The sequence below is a fragment of the Bacillus sp. JZ105 genome (genome assembly GCF_053903125.1).
The window spans coordinates 1,158,074-1,176,350 of record NZ_CP096387.1; the positions used below are offsets into that span (position 1 = coordinate 1,158,074).

General features: G+C 40.9%; 19 protein-coding genes and 1 riboswitch. Of the genes, 13 read left to right on the plus strand and 6 right to left on the minus strand.

Annotated features, from left to right (window positions below; translation table 11 throughout):
* Positions 1–442: 442 nt before the first annotated feature.
* From mecA to pepF, 4 genes are all read left to right on the plus strand, one after another.
* Positions 443–1,108: an adaptor protein MecA gene (gene mecA, locus M1D81_RS05750; protein ID WP_456265358.1), complete on the plus strand. Its 666-nt coding sequence runs from the start codon at positions 443–445 to the stop codon at positions 1,106–1,108.
* A gap of 87 nt (positions 1,109–1,195) precedes the next feature.
* The gene (gene cls / locus M1D81_RS05755; RefSeq protein WP_456265357.1) at positions 1,196–2,716 is read left to right on the plus strand and encodes a cardiolipin synthase; all 1,521 of its coding nucleotides are present in this window, start codon (positions 1,196–1,198) and stop codon (positions 2,714–2,716) included.
* 162 nt (positions 2,717–2,878) lie between these two features.
* Entirely contained in the window at positions 2,879–4,039 is a 1,161-nt protein-coding gene (locus tag M1D81_RS05760; protein ID WP_456265356.1) for a competence protein CoiA, read from the plus strand.
* Positions 4,040–4,253: 214 nt separating this feature from the next.
* Positions 4,254–6,080: an oligoendopeptidase F gene (pepF, locus tag M1D81_RS05765; protein ID WP_456265355.1), complete on the plus strand. Its 1,827-nt coding sequence runs from the start codon at positions 4,254–4,256 to the stop codon at positions 6,078–6,080.
* A 105-nt stretch (positions 6,081–6,185) separates the two neighbouring features.
* Here the strand turns inward: pepF and M1D81_RS05770 are convergent, their stop codons facing one another.
* From M1D81_RS05770 to M1D81_RS05790, 5 genes are all read right to left on the minus strand, one after another.
* The gene (locus M1D81_RS05770) at positions 6,186–6,359 is read right to left on the minus strand and encodes a hypothetical protein (RefSeq protein ID WP_024425034.1); all 174 of its coding nucleotides are present in this window, start codon (positions 6,357–6,359) and stop codon (positions 6,186–6,188) included.
* 295 nt (positions 6,360–6,654) lie between these two features.
* Entirely contained in the window at positions 6,655–7,566 is a 912-nt protein-coding gene (locus M1D81_RS05775) for a ClpXP adapter SpxH family protein (protein WP_456265354.1), read from the minus strand.
* A complete protein-coding gene (locus tag M1D81_RS05780) occupies positions 7,563–7,961 on the minus strand; it encodes a globin domain-containing protein (RefSeq protein WP_008355333.1) in 399 nt (132 codons plus the stop codon). Before M1D81_RS05780 ends, M1D81_RS05775 begins: the two co-directional genes overlap by 4 nt.
* A gap of 275 nt (positions 7,962–8,236) precedes the next feature.
* Entirely contained in the window at positions 8,237–9,004 is a 768-nt protein-coding gene (locus M1D81_RS05785) for a lytic transglycosylase domain-containing protein (protein WP_456265353.1), read from the minus strand.
* Between the two features lie 21 nt (positions 9,005–9,025).
* Positions 9,026–9,604: a CYTH domain-containing protein gene (locus M1D81_RS05790; protein ID WP_456265352.1), complete on the minus strand. Its 579-nt coding sequence runs from the start codon at positions 9,602–9,604 to the stop codon at positions 9,026–9,028.
* 235 nt (positions 9,605–9,839) lie between these two features.
* Between M1D81_RS05790 and M1D81_RS05795 the strand changes: the two genes are divergently transcribed.
* The 4 genes from M1D81_RS05795 to M1D81_RS05810 all read left to right on the plus strand — a co-directional run bounded on the left by M1D81_RS05795 (position 9,840) and on the right by M1D81_RS05810 (position 12,643).
* Positions 9,840–10,205 (plus strand): UPF0738 family protein, encoded by a 366-nt coding sequence (locus tag M1D81_RS05795; RefSeq protein WP_456265351.1) that lies wholly within the window; start codon positions 9,840–9,842, stop codon positions 10,203–10,205.
* A 33-nt stretch (positions 10,206–10,238) separates the two neighbouring features.
* Positions 10,239–10,868 (plus strand): GTP pyrophosphokinase, encoded by a 630-nt coding sequence (locus M1D81_RS05800; protein WP_024425028.1) that lies wholly within the window; start codon positions 10,239–10,241, stop codon positions 10,866–10,868.
* 63 nt (positions 10,869–10,931) lie between these two features.
* Positions 10,932–11,732 carry an NAD kinase gene (locus M1D81_RS05805; protein WP_003211364.1) on the plus strand — a complete coding sequence of 267 codons (801 nt, stop codon included), beginning with the start codon at positions 10,932–10,934 and terminating at the stop codon, positions 11,730–11,732.
* An 8-nt stretch (positions 11,733–11,740) separates the two neighbouring features.
* A complete protein-coding gene (locus tag M1D81_RS05810) occupies positions 11,741–12,643 on the plus strand; it encodes an RluA family pseudouridine synthase (protein ID WP_456265350.1) in 903 nt (300 codons plus the stop codon).
* A 40-nt stretch (positions 12,644–12,683) separates the two neighbouring features.
* Here the strand turns inward: M1D81_RS05810 and prpE are convergent, their stop codons facing one another.
* On the minus strand, positions 12,684–13,427 hold the full coding sequence (gene prpE / locus M1D81_RS05815) for a bis(5'-nucleosyl)-tetraphosphatase PrpE (RefSeq protein WP_456265349.1): 744 nt from the start codon (positions 13,425–13,427) through the stop codon (positions 12,684–12,686).
* Between the two features lie 162 nt (positions 13,428–13,589).
* Here prpE and M1D81_RS05820 point away from each other — a divergent pair, with 162 nt between their 5' ends.
* The 5 genes from M1D81_RS05820 to thiS all read left to right on the plus strand — a co-directional run bounded on the left by M1D81_RS05820 (position 13,590) and on the right by thiS (position 18,277).
* Complete coding sequence (locus M1D81_RS05820; protein WP_456265348.1) at positions 13,590–15,431, plus strand: monovalent cation:proton antiporter family protein; 1,842 nt, start codon at positions 13,590–13,592, stop codon at positions 15,429–15,431.
* A gap of 59 nt (positions 15,432–15,490) precedes the next feature.
* A riboswitch (TPP riboswitch) is annotated at positions 15,491–15,600 on the plus strand.
* A gap of 78 nt (positions 15,601–15,678) precedes the next feature.
* Positions 15,679–16,389 carry a thiaminase II gene (tenA, locus tag M1D81_RS05825; protein ID WP_041110154.1) on the plus strand — a complete coding sequence of 237 codons (711 nt, stop codon included), beginning with the start codon at positions 15,679–15,681 and terminating at the stop codon, positions 16,387–16,389.
* The gene (gene tenI / locus M1D81_RS05830) at positions 16,364–16,981 is read left to right on the plus strand and encodes a thiazole tautomerase TenI (protein WP_456265347.1); all 618 of its coding nucleotides are present in this window, start codon (positions 16,364–16,366) and stop codon (positions 16,979–16,981) included. The genes tenA and tenI overlap by 26 nt, the downstream gene beginning before the upstream one ends.
* Positions 16,965–18,077: a glycine oxidase ThiO gene (thiO, locus tag M1D81_RS05835; protein ID WP_456265346.1), complete on the plus strand. Its 1,113-nt coding sequence runs from the start codon at positions 16,965–16,967 to the stop codon at positions 18,075–18,077. Before tenI ends, thiO begins: the two co-directional genes overlap by 17 nt.
* On the plus strand, positions 18,074–18,277 hold the full coding sequence (gene thiS / locus M1D81_RS05840) for a sulfur carrier protein ThiS (RefSeq protein WP_024426466.1): 204 nt from the start codon (positions 18,074–18,076) through the stop codon (positions 18,275–18,277). Before thiO ends, thiS begins: the two co-directional genes overlap by 4 nt.

Sequence of the window (18,277 nt, forward strand, 5' to 3'; positions counted from 1 at the left end):
TGTTCGGCGTCTAAATGTGGTGTATAATAAGAGTATACGGTTTACCCGCGGAAACGGGATTATAAAAATTCGTATATTTCAATGATTCTTCTTCTTATATTACTCACAATTGCGACTGTCTTGTGAAAGGCAGTTCTTTTTTGTTATTTTGTTATCTTTTCTGAAAAAATAACACGAAAATAACAAAAGTTGCGTTCAAATGCGAAAATGTATGATCAATCATGATGTTGAAAGATAATTTAATTTGTTGCTTTCTTAAGGAAAAGAAAGGTCTTAAAATTGCACGAAAACAATATATATCATAAAATAGACAGTACGAAGCAATACCTCAATTCTTTAAACGGTTAACATGTAGACGGAACGGGTAAAGTGTAGTAAAGTACTATTAATTGGGAGCTTGTATGTCCCTTCAACATCTTATATAGAAGGGAAGGTTGGCAAAATGGAAATCGAAAGAATAAATGAACATACAGTAAAATTTTATATTTCCTACGGTGATATTGAAGATCGCGGATTTGACCGTGAAGAGATTTGGTATAATCGTGAGCGCAGTGAAGAGCTGTTTTGGGAAGTAATGGACGAAGTGCACGAAGAAGAAGAATTTGCAGTTGAGGGACCGCTTTGGATTCAAGTACAGGCACTTGATAAAGGTCTTGAAATTGTCGTGACAAAAGCCCAACTTTCTAAAGATGGACAAAAGCTCGAATTGCCGATTCCAGAAGATAAAAAAGATCATACAGATGAAGAAAGCTTAGACGCACTGCTTGATGATTTTCATAAAGAAGAGCAAGATCAAGAAGACCATAATGAGAAGGACAAAAAACTTCAACTTCAATTCGTGTTGAAAATGGATGACTTTGAAGATTTGATTGCACTTTCTCAATTAAATATGCAGGATTTTACCACAAGTTTATATTCGTTTGAAAACCGTTATTATCTATATGTTGACTTCCACGAGGATTTGTCAGATGAGCAAGTGGAGAATAAGCTCAGCATTTTGCTTGAATATGCTCATGAATCAGTGGTCAGCATCTACAGACTGAAAGAATACGGTCAGCTGATTATCGAAGGGAATGCCCTTGAAACGATTCAACAGCACTTCTCGTAACTCACAAAAAGTCGATTTCTATAGAGGAATCGACTTTTTTATCTGAATGAATAGGTAAATAAAGAGATCGGCAAGGAGAAAAATGAAATGAGAAATGTAGTCAAAGTTCTATTTTTTCTAATCATTACGATAGGTGCTTATTTAATCATCCAATTGATTGTCGGTGATTTAGCGGTAAGTGTATTAAGTTTTGTCAGTGTTCTATTTACTTTATCGATTATTTTCATCGGATTTGTTATTTTCTTGGAGAACCGGAATCCGTCTCAAACGATTACATGGCTAGTCCTGCTTGGCAGCTTTCCGTTATTCGGCTTTTTGTTCTACATTTTCTTTGGACGGAATATCAAAAAGCGCCGGCTGTTTGAAAAGAAGGCGGTATTGGACGAGAAGTTAATCCAGGAAGATGAAAGTATTCATAGAGAAGCGATTGAAAAAATGACGCATATGGGTGATCATCAGCAGCTCTTATTTAAGCTGGCCCACAGACTAGGACATACTCCTATTACATATCGCACGTCCTCTAAAGTCTTAACCAATGGTGAAGAAACATTCTCTCATATTTTTGAAGAGATTAAAAAAGCAACACATCACATTCATTTAGAATATTACATTCTCCGCCACGATGACCTTGGCCGAGAATTAAAGGACATTCTCATTGAAAAAGCGAAAAATGGCGTCATTGTCCGCTTTTTATATGACGATGTAGGAAGCTTAAATCTCTCCCGTCAATATATTGCTGACCTAGAAAAGGCTGGCGTTCAGATCGTTCCGTTTTTACCAGTAAGGCTCCCACTTTTAAATAATAAAATCAACTTCCGAAATCATAGAAAAATTGTCGTAATTGATGGGGAAGTGGGTTTTGTCGGCGGGCTTAACATTGGAGACGAATACATGGGCAGAAGCAGACAATATGGATTCTGGCGTGATACTCATTTGATGATTAAGGGCGAAGCTGTTCGTGACCTCCAGCAGATTTTCATGCAGGATTGGTATTATATGACGAATGAAAGATGCTCAGGTGTGGACTATTTCAAAGATTTCAGCCACCTTGAGATTACAACAGAAGGTGTACAAATGATTGCTGGCGGGCCTGACAAGCAGTGGGAGGTCATTAAAAATCTCTTTTTCTCCATGATCATCTCCGCCAAAAAGTCCATCTGGATCGCTTCACCGTATTTTGTGCCGGATGATGATATTTTGTCCGCATTGAAAATTGCCGCATTGAGCGGAGTAGATGTACGGATTATTGCTCCTAAGAATCCAGATAAACGGATTGTTTTCCATGCGTCTCGTTCATACTTCCCGGAGCTTCTTGACGCAGGGGCAAAGGTGTACGAGTATGATCAAGGCTTTATGCATAGTAAATTTATTATTGTGGATAGCGAGCTGGCTTCGATAGGAACGGCAAACATGGATATGAGAAGCTTTCATTTGAACTTTGAAGTGAATGCCTTCCTCTATAAAACCAAAAGCACCGAGAAGCTCGTCAACGATTTCTTAGGTGATTTAGAGCAGTCACATGAAATTGTTCCAGAAGAGTTTGCAAAGAGACCCCTGGGGGTCAGACTGTTTGAATCAACAGCAAGATTATTATCACCACTTTTATAAAGATTGTATTTTCCCCCTTTTCTATAAGGGGGATTTTTGATTTTACTGAAGAAAAGATCATTAAAATCATCTTTTGACACAGTAAAAATTCATTTTGCCTTTTCGCTTCCTTATAGACAAACAAGCTATAATACGGTCATCAAAGAGCGAGGGGCGAACTGAATGAATGCAGCAATTATGGAAAACGGTAAGCTTATCCGAATGACACATCATCTATCGAAAAGCCGTCTGGAGCATGTAAGAACGACGTGCAAATTTTATTGTCCTGAGTGCAGGGAGGAGGTGCAATTAAAGCTAGGGGAGCATCGTGTCTATCATTTTGCGCATAAACAGCTGACAGCATGTCCGTTAGCCTCAAGCGAAACGGCTTATCATCAGGCGGGAAAGGAAGCTATTATGAATTGGCTGAAGCGGCTTGGACATAAACCGGCGCTGGAAAAGTATATGTCAAAGATTCATCAGCGTCCTGATGTGACCGTCTCTATAGGAAATGAAACCTATGCAATCGAATTTCAATGTGCAAATATTTCCCGGCAAGAGCTTCGCAGAAGAACAGCAGGTCTCCGCGAGGCAGGGCTCTTTCCCATATGGATGATAGGGGCAAATCGTTTAAACCGAAAATCTGCACAGCTTTTTTCTTTCTCCTCCATTCATTGGGGAATTTTAAGGGAATCAGAGGAAAGGCGCTTGATTTTTTTCTGCCCGATCCAGAATAGATTCATCCATCTTGATCAATTCCTCGTGTTTCAACCAACAAAAATTTGTGCGGCAATGACTGTCAGACCACCTGCAGCATACCGCGAAATTCCGGCACTTCTATCTCCGCCTTCAAGCAAGCGTCAAGTAAACCAACAATGGATTAAATGTATACAGCAATTTAGGTTGCGTCCTCCTCGCATTTTATCAAATGAAAGCAAACGTTTGAGAGATATTTTTTATGAGCATCATCAAACAGCATTCCCTTTTTTGCCAACTGAATTATTTATTCCAGTGCAAGAAGCGTATATTTTTACAAGTCCCGTGTATGTTTGGCAGGGGTGTCTCTATGATTGGATGATGAGGAAAAAAGGAAGCGGAAGAGTGACAATTCAGCAGCTAATGATGGAAATCAATCGATGTGTGCAAATGAAAGAAGTGAAACTCCGATATGGCGATGTTTCAAGAGAAGAAATAAAAGAGGTGGTCACTGCATATGTAAATGCGCTTGTAAGACAAGGGTTTTTACATATGACGAAAGAGGGTAATTATGAAGTATCGTCGAATCAAATGCCTATACGAACACTAGATGAAGTGTTAAAACGAGATGCTTTCTTATTTCATTAGCATGTTTCATAACCACTTTGATCATGATAAGAAAAAGGTGGTGCTGCTATTGAATCAAAAGAAACGCTTTTTTCTCATTTTTTTAGTCTGTTTGGTATTTATTTCTGCATATGATTTGACAAATATAGTTCAAAACAAAGAAGATAAATACAACACCAATTTCTTTCACTTTCCGAAAGGTTGGTTCAACACAACTCAAGCAAGGGGGATTCATATGACTTCACAAAACAAAAACAATCATCTACCAGACAGAAGCGAAGTAAAAGAAGAAAACAAATGGCGTCTTGAAGATATTTTTGAAAGCGTCGATGCATGGAACAAGGAATTCGAAGCGGTCAAAAAAGAAATTCCGAAGCTGGCTCAGTTTAAAGGCAAGCTGGCCCATTCTGCTGATGTTCTGTATGAAGCCCTAACCTTTCAGGATCAACTTTCTGAAAAGCTTGGCAAGCTTTATACATATGCGCACATGAAATACGATGAAGATACAACGAACTCATCATTTCAGGCGTTAAATGATAAGGCATCAAATCTATTTACACAGCTGTCTAGTACATCGGCTTATATTGTTCCAGAGATTTTATCGATTCAAGAAGATAAATTGCAGCAATTCATACTAGAAAAAGAAGAATTAAAACTGTACTCACATGCTCTCGAAGAAATTAATAAAGAGCGTCCACATATTTTAAGTGAGGAGCAAGAAGCTTTATTAGCTGAGGCCTCTGAACCACTTTCATCTTCCTCTACTACTTTTAGTATGTTTAACAACGCCGACATTTCTTTTCCTTCTGTAAAGGATGAGAATGGGGAGGAAAAGAAGATTACCCACGGCAACTTTATCACATTTTTAAATAGTGATGATCGTGAAGTGAGAAAGAATGCCTTTAAAGCTGTGTATAAAACGTATGATCAGTATAAGAATACACTTGCTTCTACACTGAGCGGTTCAATTAAGAAGGATAATTTTTATGCAAAAGTACGAAATTACAAATCGGCAAGAGAAGCGGCATTATCACGAAACAGCATCCCGGAAGAAGTGTATGACAATCTAATTGATACAGTTCATCAATATTTACCGTTATTACACCGTTATATTGAATTACGTAAAAAGGTATTAAAGCTTGATGAAGTGCACAATTACGACTTGTACACACCACTTGTGAAAGATGCTGGCATGAAGCTCACCTACGATGAAGCAAAGGATTATATGCTGAAAGGGTTAGCCCCATTAGGAGAAGAATATGTGTCCGTGTTAAAAGAAGGACTCGAAAATCGCTGGGTAGACGTTTATGAGAATAAAGGGAAACGAAGCGGTGCTTATTCATCTGGGAGCTATGGTACAAATCCATATATCCTCATGAACTGGCAAAATAATATTGATAATTTGTTTACACTGGCTCATGAATTTGGGCACTCTGTACACAGCTACTATACAAGAAAGCACCAGCCATATCCGTATGGAAACTATAGTATCTTTGTAGCTGAAGTGGCTTCCACTACAAATGAAGCGTTACTAGGCGAATACCTGCTTAATCATTTAGACGATAAAAAACAGCGTTTGTATGTATTAAACCACTTGTTAGAAGGATTTAGAGGAACGGTATTTAGACAAACGATGTTTGCTGAGTTTGAGCATCTTATTCATGTGAAAGCACAAGAAGGAGAGGCTTTAACGCCAGAATTTATGACGAACCTTTATTATCACCTGAACAAGAAGTACTTTGGTGACGGTATGGTGGTTGATAAGGAAATCGGATTAGAGTGGACGAGAATCCCTCATTTCTATTACAACTATTATGTGTATCAATACGCGACAGGCTATAGTGCGGCGCAGGCATTAAGCAAGCAAATATTACAAGAAGGAAAACCAGCGGTAGAGCGCTACACCGATTTCCTTAAAGCAGGAAGCTCTGATTATCCAATCAATGTGCTGAAAAAAGCAGGGGTTGATATGGCTTCTAAAGAACCAATCGAAGCAGCATGTCAATTGTTCGAAGAAAAACTAAAAGAAATGGAAGAGCTCATCTCCAAAACAGGAGAGTAAAGAAAAGACTTCTGTCAGACGTGTGAGTGCTATCTCATCTTTTGACAGGAGTTTTTTTCTCAAAAAAAGACCTCTTTAGATGTCGAGGCCGTTTCTTGTCGATCATCAACCTTTAAAACCTCTAAAGGTTTTGCGGTGATTCATTCGATAAAGCGTAAAAAGAATCGAAGCAAATAAGAGTGGAGACGTCAAATAAAGAGGTAGCATCTTCATTAAGCCTAATATATTTAAAAAGAAACATAAGCCAATGGCAACAAGTCCAATAGTTGTGCTGCGCATGCAGATCCCCCCATTTTTTTGTTACTTTTACTATATGAAAGTGACAACCCTCTTATGTTTTGTGACAAAAATATGAACATATAGTATATCTGTTGTCATAAGTCGACAAAATTTGATATACTACAGATGTGAAATTAATCACATACAAACATTACCCCTTTGTTTGACCGTGAAAAATTTCTCCCATCCCCTTTGTTGTCGTTAAGACATAGTGAAACCGCGCTTATCCCGGCGCGGTTTCTTCGTGTTTATAAACAGAACAAACGTTCCTTTTTGGAGTAAAGAAAAACATGGGTCAGCACCCATGTTCATTTTCACAGCGATAGACATCAAGAGCTGTATGGTGGTCATTCTCTTTATAGCGCCAAAACATTTCTTGCTGCACTTGGACACGTTCTACCTTTTGAGCGAAAGCCAGCTTCTTCATTTCTCGTTCAACTTCTTCAAGCGTCAGGTCATAGACAACGGCTATCTCTTTTGCGGAAGCAAATTGAAAGTAAGCAATAAACCATTCAATTGGAGGCCGTTCTGAAGGTGTTGGTTTTTCACCAATCATTTCAAAAAGGATTTCCTCGTATATATCATAAGAGTAGGCACCTGAAATTTTTAATCCTTCATCTCCATTTACGGTATTAAAAAAGGCGAAGGTCGGAAGCTCAGATACGTCCATTTCTGCTGCAATTTTCATATCACATTGCAGTGCTTTCACAGCACTTTGAGAATGAATGTCGCGCTGGAATTCCTCGATGTCCAGTCCAGCACTTTTTGCATTTTCTATCAGCACCTGCTCACTTGTGACATCTTGCTGATGGCAAAAAAGTGATTCTTGAATGAGACGCAAAAATTTCATTCCGCATTTTCTGCCTTGAAGCTCCGCTGCTTTTAGTGCGAGTGAGGCGAGGTAGGGTGATGTCACAATTTGTTCAGACAGCATTTGTTCTTTTTTGGTCTGCGTTTTAGTGGCAAATTTTCCCCATGCTTCCGTCAGTAAATGTTTCTTTCTTTTCCGATTCAAAGCATTAATACTAGAACTTGTTACCGTTCGTAAAGTGAAAAAACGGCCATATTTCATTTTCAACTTTTTAATGGACGGCTCTAATAACCAGCAGTCAGGGCTTAGAGGATCAATGAATACATAGATTTCAATCGGCTTTTGAGGATGTCCGTGACAGTGTGAGAAATATTGATCGTGCGTATTGCAGCTCAAGATCGTCCATCCTTTTCAGGTGTTTGGTTGACCATATGACGAGCCGTCAGAGAAAGCCGTTCAAATAAAAAGTCACGAATATCGCCGGTTAATCCTACTTGATCCATTGCATCCTCCATGCATTCAAGCCATGCGTCAGCCCGCTCTTCAGTAATCGGAAAAGGGAGATGTCTCGCCCGCAGCATTGGGTGGCCATGCTCCTCTGTATAAAGCGGTGGTCCGCCTAAATATTGCGTTAAAAACTGTTTTTGTTTTCTTGCTGTTTCTTTTAAGTCATCCGGGAAAATAGGATGAAGCAAAGGATGACACTTTACATTTTCATAAAAAGTATCAACAAGTTGCGATAGAAGTTCCTCTCCAACCGCTTCGTAAGGTGCGTTAAACGATTGTACCATGTTGACTACTCCTTTTACTCGTAGTTAATAGGATGACTCACCCTATTGCGCATTTCATTTATTTCAAAAGTGATATTCAGTTTGTTCTATTTTATTGTTTCTCTTCTTGTACTTATTTTAACAACCTCATCTCAATTCCACAAACAAACCGCTTTGGTCTGCTCGAAATAAAGAGAGAATCGGATTCTGTGATCAATTGACCATATCATAACACATTCAGTCAAAAAAGGGGGAAAAGCGACATACAAAAAACCGAAGAGGTTATTCTCTTCGGTTTAAGCGAAATATTGAGCTGTGATTTTCTTTACATAATTTTGTGTTTCTTTAAATGGAGGAATGCCTCCGTATTTATCAACATTTCCTGAACCTGCATTATAGGCAGCTAAGGCGAGTGAGATATTTCCGTTATATTTATGGAGCATTTGTTTTAAATACTTCGTTCCGCCTTCAATATTTTGGGCGGCATCAAAGGCATTGTTGACGCCAAGTGATTTAGCCGTAGATGGCATGAGCTGCATGAGTCCAAGCGCACCTGCATGGCTGACAGCATTTGTGCGGTAGCCGGATTCCTGTTTGATGACAGCGTGAATCAGCTTTTCGGGAACGCCATGCTTTTGAGCCATTTGTGACACGATTTGATTAATCTCTTTTGATGATGAGCCGCTGGAGACAGCCTTTTGAAGCGGCGGCGTGTAGCTGTTGTTTAACACATTTCCAATGCCATTCGCTGTATTTAATTGGTTGTCATTTGCATACAAAGATTGGGCCTCAAGCTGACCACTGCCGGAAGTGGCAGATAAATATGGGTTTGTACGCGCATATTGCGTGTTCGGAGCCGTGGATGGGTCCGTGCCCAGAAAAGCTGAGATGGAAAGCGGAAGACGTGATAATTCTGATCCGCCTAAAAAATCTTGCAGCAGCGACTGAAATGAAGCTTGGGCATTCGATTCTTGCCCCGCAGACATTTGCGTTTGTGCTGGATCTGTCTGTAACGTTTTAAGCGCTTGAAGCTGCATAAAGGATTGAAGTTGATTGACGTTCATCATGTTCCTCCTTCAAGGAATTCATTTATTCTCTGTTTTCATTTTTTCCTCATAAAAACGGACGACTTTGTTTTTCGTGTTTCGTACTGGAATATGAAATTTGCGGAGCAATTCGGAGAAAGCGGCTTGTCCGATTTCCAGGTCGCTCACTTCAAATTCAAGTTCATAGTCCTCTACTGTTAAATATCGGCTGTGATCCAAAACAATTAAGCCTTCTTGAATCATTTTTTCTGCTCTTGATGTTTCAAGTGAACCAAAGTACACAATTTGATCCTTTTGAATGTTCAGGTGGTCTAATCTGTCTGCAACTTCACCTTCTGGCAGCTTAAAATCGTCAAGTTGAGAAGGGGGAGCGATCGCTTGGTGGGTTTCGAGCAGGCCTATTTCGTGAGGTTCCTTTAATGTGAGCACCCATTGACCGTTTTTTTCTCTCATTCTTAATGCAGACAATTGAGATTTTATATCAAATTGAGGTGTATCAAAATAATAGTTGGTTTGCGTGTGGAAATCCGTATCCTTCAATTGAAAATGCTGTTTCAGCTGTTCAAATTCTTCTTTCATTAATAATTGCTTTAGTTCGATTTCAATTTCCTGTGCCATTTTGACATCAACCTTTCATTAGAGGAAATATGATTATTGTACATGAAGTGTGTTCACCATGTAAAAGACTGTTTTTTTCTCTCTATTTTCTTTAGGTATGGACCAAAATGAATGAAGAATCGTGGGAAAGGATCATTTAAAAGAGAAAAACAAGATTTTCTCAAAAAGTTCGGTTTATCAATATTGAACTTGATATGATAAAATAAAGCTGTACTTTGTTGTAAAGGAGATCATGATGCAAAACAGAATTGAAATCACAGAAGCAACTTTAAAAGAAGACAGGCTGATTTTGACAATCCAGTCAGAAGAGCAAATCCAAAAAGCAAAAGCATCAGGACAAATGCTTGTTGATTCTGATCACTTTGCGTTCGTTTACATACTTGAAACCGAGGAGTCCTTTTCGTATCTTATTTTAGGGGAACATACATGGGCTCCATTAAAAGAAGCAATGAATCGTGACATCCCTGTCTATTTGACATCGGATGACCATTCGATGGAACTCATTCAGCTTCAACAGGAATTACATTATTTAATCGACAATATTAAAGACAATGCCAATTACGGAGATATGGAAGAGAAAGTGAAAAGCACATTCCTCTGAAATAATTAGGTATATGGAATTGGGGGAAGTTTCATGGACAAAAAACAATGGGATCAATTCCTCGCACCGTATAAACAAGCAGTCGAAGAATTAAAAGTGAAACTAAAAGGCATTCGAAAGCTGTATGAATTCGAAGATGACCATTCACCAGTAGAATTTGTCACAGGCCGAGTGAAACCCGTTGCCAGCATATTAGAAAAGGCAAAGCGCAAAAACATCCCGATGCATGAGATTGAAACGATGCAGGATATTGCTGGGCTTCGCATTATGTGCCAGTTTGTAGAAGATATACAAGTCGTGAAAAAAATGCTCCAGTCACGTAAAGATTTTGTGGTTGTAGATAAACGCGACTATATTGCAGAACATAAAGAAAGCGGATACCGCTCTTACCACCTTGTTGTGTTATATCCGCTGCAAACCGTAAGTGGAGAGAAACAGCTCCTTGTCGAAATCCAAATTCGTACGCTTGCGATGAACTTTTGGGCGACCATTGAGCATTCTCTGAATTATAAATATAGCGGGAATATTCCGGAGAAGGTCAAGCTGCGCCTTCAAAGAGCATCTGAGGCGGCATCTCGTCTCGATGAAGAAATGTCCGAAATCAGAGGGGAAATTCAAGAAGCACAAGTGGCATTTTCCCGGAAAAAGAAAAACGACAGCTGAGCCAGTTTGATCAAATATGATGCTGCCCTCTCATAGCAGCAAGGTGAAAAAGGAGAAGAATTCATGAAATTTGCAGTTTCTTCAAAAGGGAATTCGGTATCTGACACGCTCAAAAGTAAAATTCAGACCTACTTATTGGATTTTGGTATGGAACTAAATGAAGAGGAACCGGATCTTGTCATTACGGTTGGTGGAGACGGCACCCTTCTTTATGCGTTTCACCGTTATAGCGACCGTCTAAATGAAACAGCTTTTGTCGGCGTTCATACAGGTCATCTTGGCTTCTATGCTGACTGGGTGCCGAGTGAAATTGAAAAACTCGTCTTAGCCATTGCGAAAACGCCTTATCATATTGTGGAATATCCGATCTTAGAAGTCATTGTCAGATACAACGACGGCGGCAGAGAAGAGAAATATTTAGCAATGAATGAGTGTACAATTAAAAGCATGGAAGGGACACTTGTGGCAGATGTTGAAATTAGAGGCCAGCTTTTTGAAACATTCAGAGGTGACGGCCTTTGTCTGTCTACACCATCTGGCAGTACGGCCTATAATAAGGCACTGGGTGGCGCCATTATTCACCCTTCCATTAGAGCCATACAGCTGGCAGAAATGGCTTCAATCAACAACAGAGTGTTTCGGACGGTCGGTTCACCGCTTATTTTGCCTGACCACCACACTTGTGTGATTAAGCCGAGGAATGATGTCGACTTTCAGGTGACTATTGATCATTTGACACTGCTTCATAAAGACGTCAAATCCATTCAATGCCGAGTGGCAGACGAGAATGTCCGTTTTGCCAGATTTAGACCGTTTCCGTTTTGGAAAAGGGTGCAAGATTCCTTTATCGGAAAAGGAGAATAAGAAAGAGGTTGTTCCCGCTGGAATACTTTACATTAAACAAAACCATAACAGCCAAAGAAGAAGGGATGCTTTTAAAGGAGTATTTAATTGATCTTGGTATTTCGAAAAGAATGCTGACGGATATTAAGTTTGATGGCGGTGACCTCCTCATTAATGGAGAGCATGTTACCGTGAAGTGCGAGCTGCATGAAGGGGACAGACTCACCATTTTATTTCCCGAGGAAAAAGTGAGTGAAGGTCTGAAGCCTGCACCGATTCCACTTGATATTATATTTGAGGACGAGCATGTCCTTGTGCTGAATAAAAGGCCGTATATTCCTTCGATCCCTTCTCGGGAGCACCCTGAGCACAGTATTGCGAATGGATTGCTGCATCATTATGCCAAGCAGTCTGTTCGGCATACGGTTCATTTGGTGAACCGTCTTGATCGTGACACATCTGGCGTCATGCTTGTGGCGAAGCATCGCTTTGCCCATAGCCTTTTATCAAAGGCGCAAAAAAGTGGAGCGGTTAAACGAACGTACAGAGCGTTTACACATGGCATGATCACAGAAAAGCATGGCACGATCGCTGCAAAAATTGCCCGAAAAGGGGATAGTATTATCGAGCGGATGGTTGATGATGCTGGGCAGGAGGCAGTGACGCATTATTCCGTGCGAGCGGTAATTGCTGAGTTGAACATGTCGGATGTGTCTCTCTCGCTTGAAACCGGGAGAACACATCAAATTCGTGTTCATATGCAGTTTCTTGGGCATCCGCTCATCGGAGATACGCTGTATGGCGGAACGAGCGAGCGGATAGACCGGCAGGCACTGCATAGTGAAGCCCTTGTGTTTCCTCATCCGATGACAGGTGAGCAAATGACATTTTCAGCTCCGCTTCCTGATGATATGAAATCATTGCTGTTTTAACTAGAGAAACCCGGTCACCTGCAGCGCAGGGCCGGGTTTTTTATGATGTGAAATGCTGAAATCTTGACTCATCATAAGGCATGAATGAAGGAACGGAGACCGTTTTAAGCTCAGGGTATGTGAGGGCAGACAGCTGGTTGCCAAATACGCAGCCTGTATCAATATTGACCGTTCTGCCAACGAACCGAGGTTCTTTCACTGGTGTATGACCATACACAATCCATGGTTTTCCGTGATATTCCTTTGCCCAGTCCTTCCGAACAGGCCGTCCATCTGGCCATGTTTCTCCTGTGACAGCACCAAATAATAAATAGGACCGCATCTGTTTATTCGGCTTTTTTCCAATATCCTTTTCCTTCATTGCTGCGTGTGCAATGATCAGCTCACCAGGAATGAGTACATCATAAAGCGGAGCCTTCTCGAATAACTGCTTAAATTCATGTGATAATTTGTTTTGTTCATGAATGGGCAGTTTTTTTATTTCGTTCACTGTTGTTTCGATGCCATGAAGCAATTTGACGGGATTTCCTTTTAAATAGCGATAAAGCTTAAAGCAGTGGTTGCCAGGTACATAGCGGATTGCGCCGTGTGAATAAGCATGAATGACAAATCGCATGACGTCTACTGACTGAGGTCCACGATCTGTTAGGTCACCAACAAGGGCCAGCGTTCTCTTATCAGGATGGACGGGTAATCCATGTTTGAGTTCGTATCCTAGTTTGTGTATGAGGGTAAGCAGCTCTTCGTAGCAGCCGTGGATATCGCCAATGATATCGAATTTCATAAGGTTTCCTCCTGATTTTTTTCATCCTTTCGTCGGATATAAAGAAGTTTGAATTTTAGAAAATATAACGAATGGCTTTCATTTCATTTGGGCAATTGTTAGAATCAATGCTTTAACGTAAAACTTAAAAAATTAAACATGAATGTTAGGAGGCTTTAGCCAATGGAGCATACATCTGTTTCATCACTCGTTGTCGTTATTATTGTCGCCTTTTTCACCCCTATTTTATTGCACCGATTTAAGCTGACCATTCCGGTCGTTGTAGCTGAAATCATCATGGGGCTCATCATTGGGAAAAGCGGTCTTCAACTGGTTGTCGAACATGATGCGTGGTTAGATACATTATCCATGCTCGGTTTTATTTTTCTGATGTTTTTAAGTGGACTTGAAATAGATTTTTCTTCTTTTGAGTCAAAGAAGAAAGCACGAGAACTTCCAAATGGTGTAAAAGAACCAAATACATTTAAAGCAGCCACCATTATTTTTCTTGGGGTATTTTGTATTTCTTTTATTCTGTCCTATGCGTTTGTACTCGCAGGGTTTATCCAAAATGCCTTTTTAATGACGCTCATTATCTCTACCATCTCATTAGGCGTAGTGGTGCCAACCTTAAAAGAGGAAAAGTTGATGCAGACGAATATCGGTCAAATCATTCTGCTTGTAGCTGTCATTGCCGATTTGGTCACGATGATTTTACTTGCTGTGTTTTCCTCCATTTATGGAGATGGAACAGGGAACATGTGGCTCCTGCTCTTATTATTCGCTGCAGGCATTCTTCTTTATTTATTTGGCCGCGTATTTAAGACAAAGTCAATTTTTCAGTCGATGTCTAAAGGAACCGTGCAAATTGGGACAAGGGCAATCTTTACTCTCATTATAGTCTTAGTTGCCTTATCTGAATCACTCGGCGCTGAAAATATTCTTGGGGCGTTTTTAGCTGGTGTGCTTGTGTCCCTTCTTTCGCCAAATAAAGAGCTCGTTCAGCAGCTGGACTCATTTGGCTACGGATTTTTAATCCCGATCTTTTTTGTGATGGTCGGAGTAGATCTGAATATATGGGCACTGTTTAAGGACCCAAGCATTATGATCATGATTCCGCTGCTGTTTATTGCGCTGCTTATAAGTAAGCTCATCCCGATTCTTTATTTGAAAAAATGGTATGACATGAAAAAGGTCATTGGCTCCGGCTTTTTATTAACTTCTACGTTATCTCTCGTCATAGCAGCTGCGACGATTGGTGAGCGGCTCGGTGTCATTGATCATAAAATGTCAGGAGCGCTGATTTTAGTTGCTGTGTTAACGAGTATTTTAACACCTGTTTGGTTTAAAGCGCTGTTTAAAAAAGAACAAGCGGCAAGCCATAAGAAGCGTGTGACCTTTATTGGAGCAAATCAACTGACCTTACCTGTCACACTTGATTTACATCAGGATGAATATGACATTCGGATTTTGCATGTGTTTCAAGAAAATAAGGAAGCGCTGCTGGCAGACTCTATCTTTGAAGTCGAATCAATTGAACAATACGACGATGAGACGCTGAGAAAGGCAGGCGTCGGCCAAGAGGATGTCCTTGTCGTCGCAACAGGCAGTGAGACGAAAAATAAGGAAATTGCTTTATTTGCAAAAGAGGAAGGAGCGAAACAAGTCATTGCAAGTGTCAATAAAGCTGAGGCAGAGCTGACATTGAAGGAAGCGGGCATTGATACGTTTTCTACTTTCCTTTCATCTAAAACGGTGCTAAGAGCTTTGATTGAAGCACCTGATGCGATTCGATTGCTAACAAATGAGGATTCTTCTTTGTATCAAATTCAAATGAACAATCATCGTTATCATAATGTCATGCTGAGGGAATTCCCTTTCACCGGTGATTTGGTATTTGTCCGCATTTTCAGAGGAGTAGACAGCTTAGTACCGCATGGTGATACGACACTTAGAAGCGGTGACCGTGTGCTTGTATCGGGCTCCCGTGAGTATGTGGCAGGTCTAAGAGCCCAATTAGAATGACAATGAACCCTTGACCAATGACCAATTCCTGATTAAGATAGAGGTACAACATCATATATTTGATCCACTAGGGGAGTCCTTTATAAGGGCTGAGATAAAAGTGTCGACTTTTAGACCCTCATTACCTGAACAGGTTCATACCTGCGTAGGGAAGTGGTGCGGTTTTTGACTATGCTTTTTACAAATTCCAAGCCACTTTCCACGCGGAAAGTGGCTTTTTTATATGGAAAAACAGGAGGAGAGGAATATGACGTTTTCAACAGAATGTAAAGAGGCTGCAGCAACATGGTGGAATGGAAGCTTTACACATCCTTTTGTCAAAGGGATTGGAGATGGCACACTTTCACTCGATCGTTTCACCTATTACGTGATGCAGGATTCGTATTATTTAACTCATTTTGCAAAGGTGCAGGCATATGGAGCGGCGATGAGTGAGGACTTACATACGACGGGCAGAATGGCGTATCATGCCCAGGGCACGTATGAAGCAGAGCTGTCGCTGCATAGGAAATTTACAGAGCTTCTGCAAATTTCTGATGAAGCCATTGAGAACTTTAAGCCTTCTCCCACTGCTTATGCGTATACCTCTCATATGTACCGATCTGTAAAAAGCGGACGGTTTGAAGAGATTTTAGCCGCATTATTACCATGTTACTGGCTCTATTATGAGGTAGGTGAAAAGCTGAAACAAACAACACCTGACCATCCGATTTACCAAGAATGGATTTTGACATATGGAGGCGATTGGTTTAAGGAACTCGTCTTCGAACAGGTGAACCGCTTTGATGAACTAGCGGAAAAAGCACCAGACCATGTACGGGCCAATATGAAAGAAAATTTTGTGATTTCAAGCTATTACGAATATCATTTTTGGGAGATGGCGTATCAAAAAGAAATGTGGCAAACAGCATGCTTAGATGGGGTTGGTGCAAATGGAACTCCACGCAGTGACAAATGATTCGCTTCCTGCGGGTGAACTGATCAAACAAATAAAAGCCATTGCGTCTGAAGTGGATTTTATTCATATTCGGGAACGGTCTAAAACAGCGAGTGAGCTTGTTGATCTCGTGAAGAATCTTCTTTTAGAAGGTGTACCGAAAGAAAAGCTCGTGATTAATGACCGAGTAGACGTTGCGCTGCTTACCAATATTCACAGGGTGCATCTCCCGAGCCACAGCTTTTCGCCAAAAGAACTGCGAAAAAAGTTTCCTCACCTTCATGCGGGAGTATCTGTCCATTCGATAGAAGAAGCGAAAGCAGCAGAGAAAAATGGAGCAGAGTATGTCATGTTTGGGCACATATATGCTACCTCTTGTAAACCAGGACTTCAGGCAAGAGGTGTACATCTTGTGAAAGAACTGACTTCTGCACTAACGATTCCAGTGGTGGCCATCGGCGGGGTGACCCCAGAACGAGTTCCAGAATTGAAACAAGCAAATGTGAAAGGAATTGCTGTCATGTCTGGGATTTTTGCTCATCATCAGCCGCGTATGATGGCACAAGCATTTTCTGAAAAGGTAAAGGAGAATCCTTATGAAAAAGCATTATGACGTTGCAATCATTGGTGGTGGAATCATAGGGGTCTCCATCGCCTATCACCTTGCAAAAGCAGGAAAACAGGTGGTCTTATTTGAAGCGAATGAGATAGGGAAGCAAACGACAAGTGCGGCTGCCGGGATGCTCGGTGCACATGCTGAAGGAGAGGGTCATGAGGATGTTTTCTTTCAGGCAGGCAGAGCAAGCCAGGCATTATACAAAAAATTAAAAGTCGATCTTCTGCATGAATCAGGCATTGATATTCGGACTTCAGCGGGCGGTATCATGAAGGTCGCCTTTACAGAAGAAGAGAAACAAGCCCTTTGCCGCATGCAGCATTTGTCTACATTTCAATGGCTTGACGCAAGCAGTGTAAAAAAATGTATGCCTCAAGTTACAGATCACATGCTGGGAGCAGGTTTGATTGAAGAGGATGTGCATGTGGAGCCTTACGCTGTATGCAGGGCTTTATGGCAGGCGGCGGTTCGGTACGGGGCAGATGTGAAAGAGTGTACACCTGTGATCGAAGTGAAGCGGGACAAAGAAGCGTTAACTGTCAGAACAACGAAGGGAACATTCACATGTGATGATCTGACAGTCGCAAGTGGTGTTTGGTCTGGCCGTTTTTTTGAAGAACTCGGATTATCGCATTCTCTTTATCCAGTCAAAGGGGAATGTGTGTCTGTATGGAATAATGGTCCGGCGCTCGCACACACCATTTATCATGATCATTGTTATATCGTTCAGCGAGATAGCGGAAAGCTTGTCATCGGCGCAACAATGAAGCCAAACGAGTGGCAGGCTGTTCCAACGCTTGGCGGCATGGAAGCTGTGATTCAAAAGGCGTCTCAGCTTATGCCTTCTATTAAGGAGATGCCGATTGAAGAGTGCTGGGCAGGCCTTCGTCCGGCGACAAATGATCGGCATCCTTATATCGGAAGACATCCAGAAGACAAGCGTATTCTTTTTGCTGCAGGGCATTACAGAAACGGCATTTTACTTGCGCCGATTACTGGAGAAATCATTCGTGACCTAATATTAGACGAACCGGTCAAAGAAGAATGGCTTCACGCGTTTCGAATTGGACGAAAGGAGGCACTATTCGTATGAAGATTCAATTGAATGGCAGAATTGTTGATTTCGATCAAGAGAATGGAACGATCTATGATCTGCTATCAGCCTATCAGCTTGAAAACCGAGTGGTGATCGTTGAAAAGAATCATGAAATCATTGATAAAGAAGCGTTTCAACAAGTAGAAATTCAACCAAATGACACGATTGAAATCGTTCATTTTGTAGGAGGAGGATGA

What these genes read in the sequence shown, in the direction of transcription:
- thiS (WP_024426466.1), top strand. Translation starts at nt 18,074, where the DNA reads ATGAAGATTCAATTGAATGGCAGAATTGTTGATTTCGATCAAGAGAAT.
- mecA (WP_456265358.1), top strand. Translation starts at nt 443, where the DNA reads ATGGAAATCGAAAGAATAAATGAACATACAGTAAAATTTTATATTTCC.
- M1D81_RS05805 (WP_003211364.1), top strand. Translation starts at nt 10,932, where the DNA reads ATGAAATTTGCAGTTTCTTCAAAAGGGAATTCGGTATCTGACACGCTC.
- tenI (WP_456265347.1), top strand. Translation starts at nt 16,364, where the DNA reads ATGGAACTCCACGCAGTGACAAATGATTCGCTTCCTGCGGGTGAACTG.
- M1D81_RS05800 (WP_024425028.1), top strand. Translation starts at nt 10,239, where the DNA reads ATGGACAAAAAACAATGGGATCAATTCCTCGCACCGTATAAACAAGCA.
- M1D81_RS05760 (WP_456265356.1), top strand. Translation starts at nt 2,879, where the DNA reads ATGAATGCAGCAATTATGGAAAACGGTAAGCTTATCCGAATGACACAT.
- M1D81_RS05770 (WP_024425034.1), bottom strand. Translation starts at nt 6,359, where the DNA reads ATGCGCAGCACAACTATTGGACTTGTTGCCATTGGCTTATGTTTCTTT.
- tenA (WP_041110154.1), top strand. Translation starts at nt 15,679, where the DNA reads ATGACGTTTTCAACAGAATGTAAAGAGGCTGCAGCAACATGGTGGAAT.
- M1D81_RS05790 (WP_456265352.1), bottom strand. Translation starts at nt 9,604, where the DNA reads ATGGCACAGGAAATTGAAATCGAACTAAAGCAATTATTAATGAAAGAA.
- thiO (WP_456265346.1), top strand. Translation starts at nt 16,965, where the DNA reads ATGAAAAAGCATTATGACGTTGCAATCATTGGTGGTGGAATCATAGGG.
- pepF (WP_456265355.1), top strand. Translation starts at nt 4,254, where the DNA reads ATGACTTCACAAAACAAAAACAATCATCTACCAGACAGAAGCGAAGTA.
- cls (WP_456265357.1), top strand. Translation starts at nt 1,196, where the DNA reads ATGAGAAATGTAGTCAAAGTTCTATTTTTTCTAATCATTACGATAGGT.
- prpE (WP_456265349.1), bottom strand. Translation starts at nt 13,427, where the DNA reads ATGAAATTCGATATCATTGGCGATATCCACGGCTGCTACGAAGAGCTG.
- M1D81_RS05820 (WP_456265348.1), top strand. Translation starts at nt 13,590, where the DNA reads ATGGAGCATACATCTGTTTCATCACTCGTTGTCGTTATTATTGTCGCC.
- M1D81_RS05795 (WP_456265351.1), top strand. Translation starts at nt 9,840, where the DNA reads ATGCAAAACAGAATTGAAATCACAGAAGCAACTTTAAAAGAAGACAGG.
- M1D81_RS05780 (WP_008355333.1), bottom strand. Translation starts at nt 7,961, where the DNA reads ATGGTACAATCGTTTAACGCACCTTACGAAGCGGTTGGAGAGGAACTT.
- M1D81_RS05785 (WP_456265353.1), bottom strand. Translation starts at nt 9,004, where the DNA reads ATGAACGTCAATCAACTTCAATCCTTTATGCAGCTTCAAGCGCTTAAA.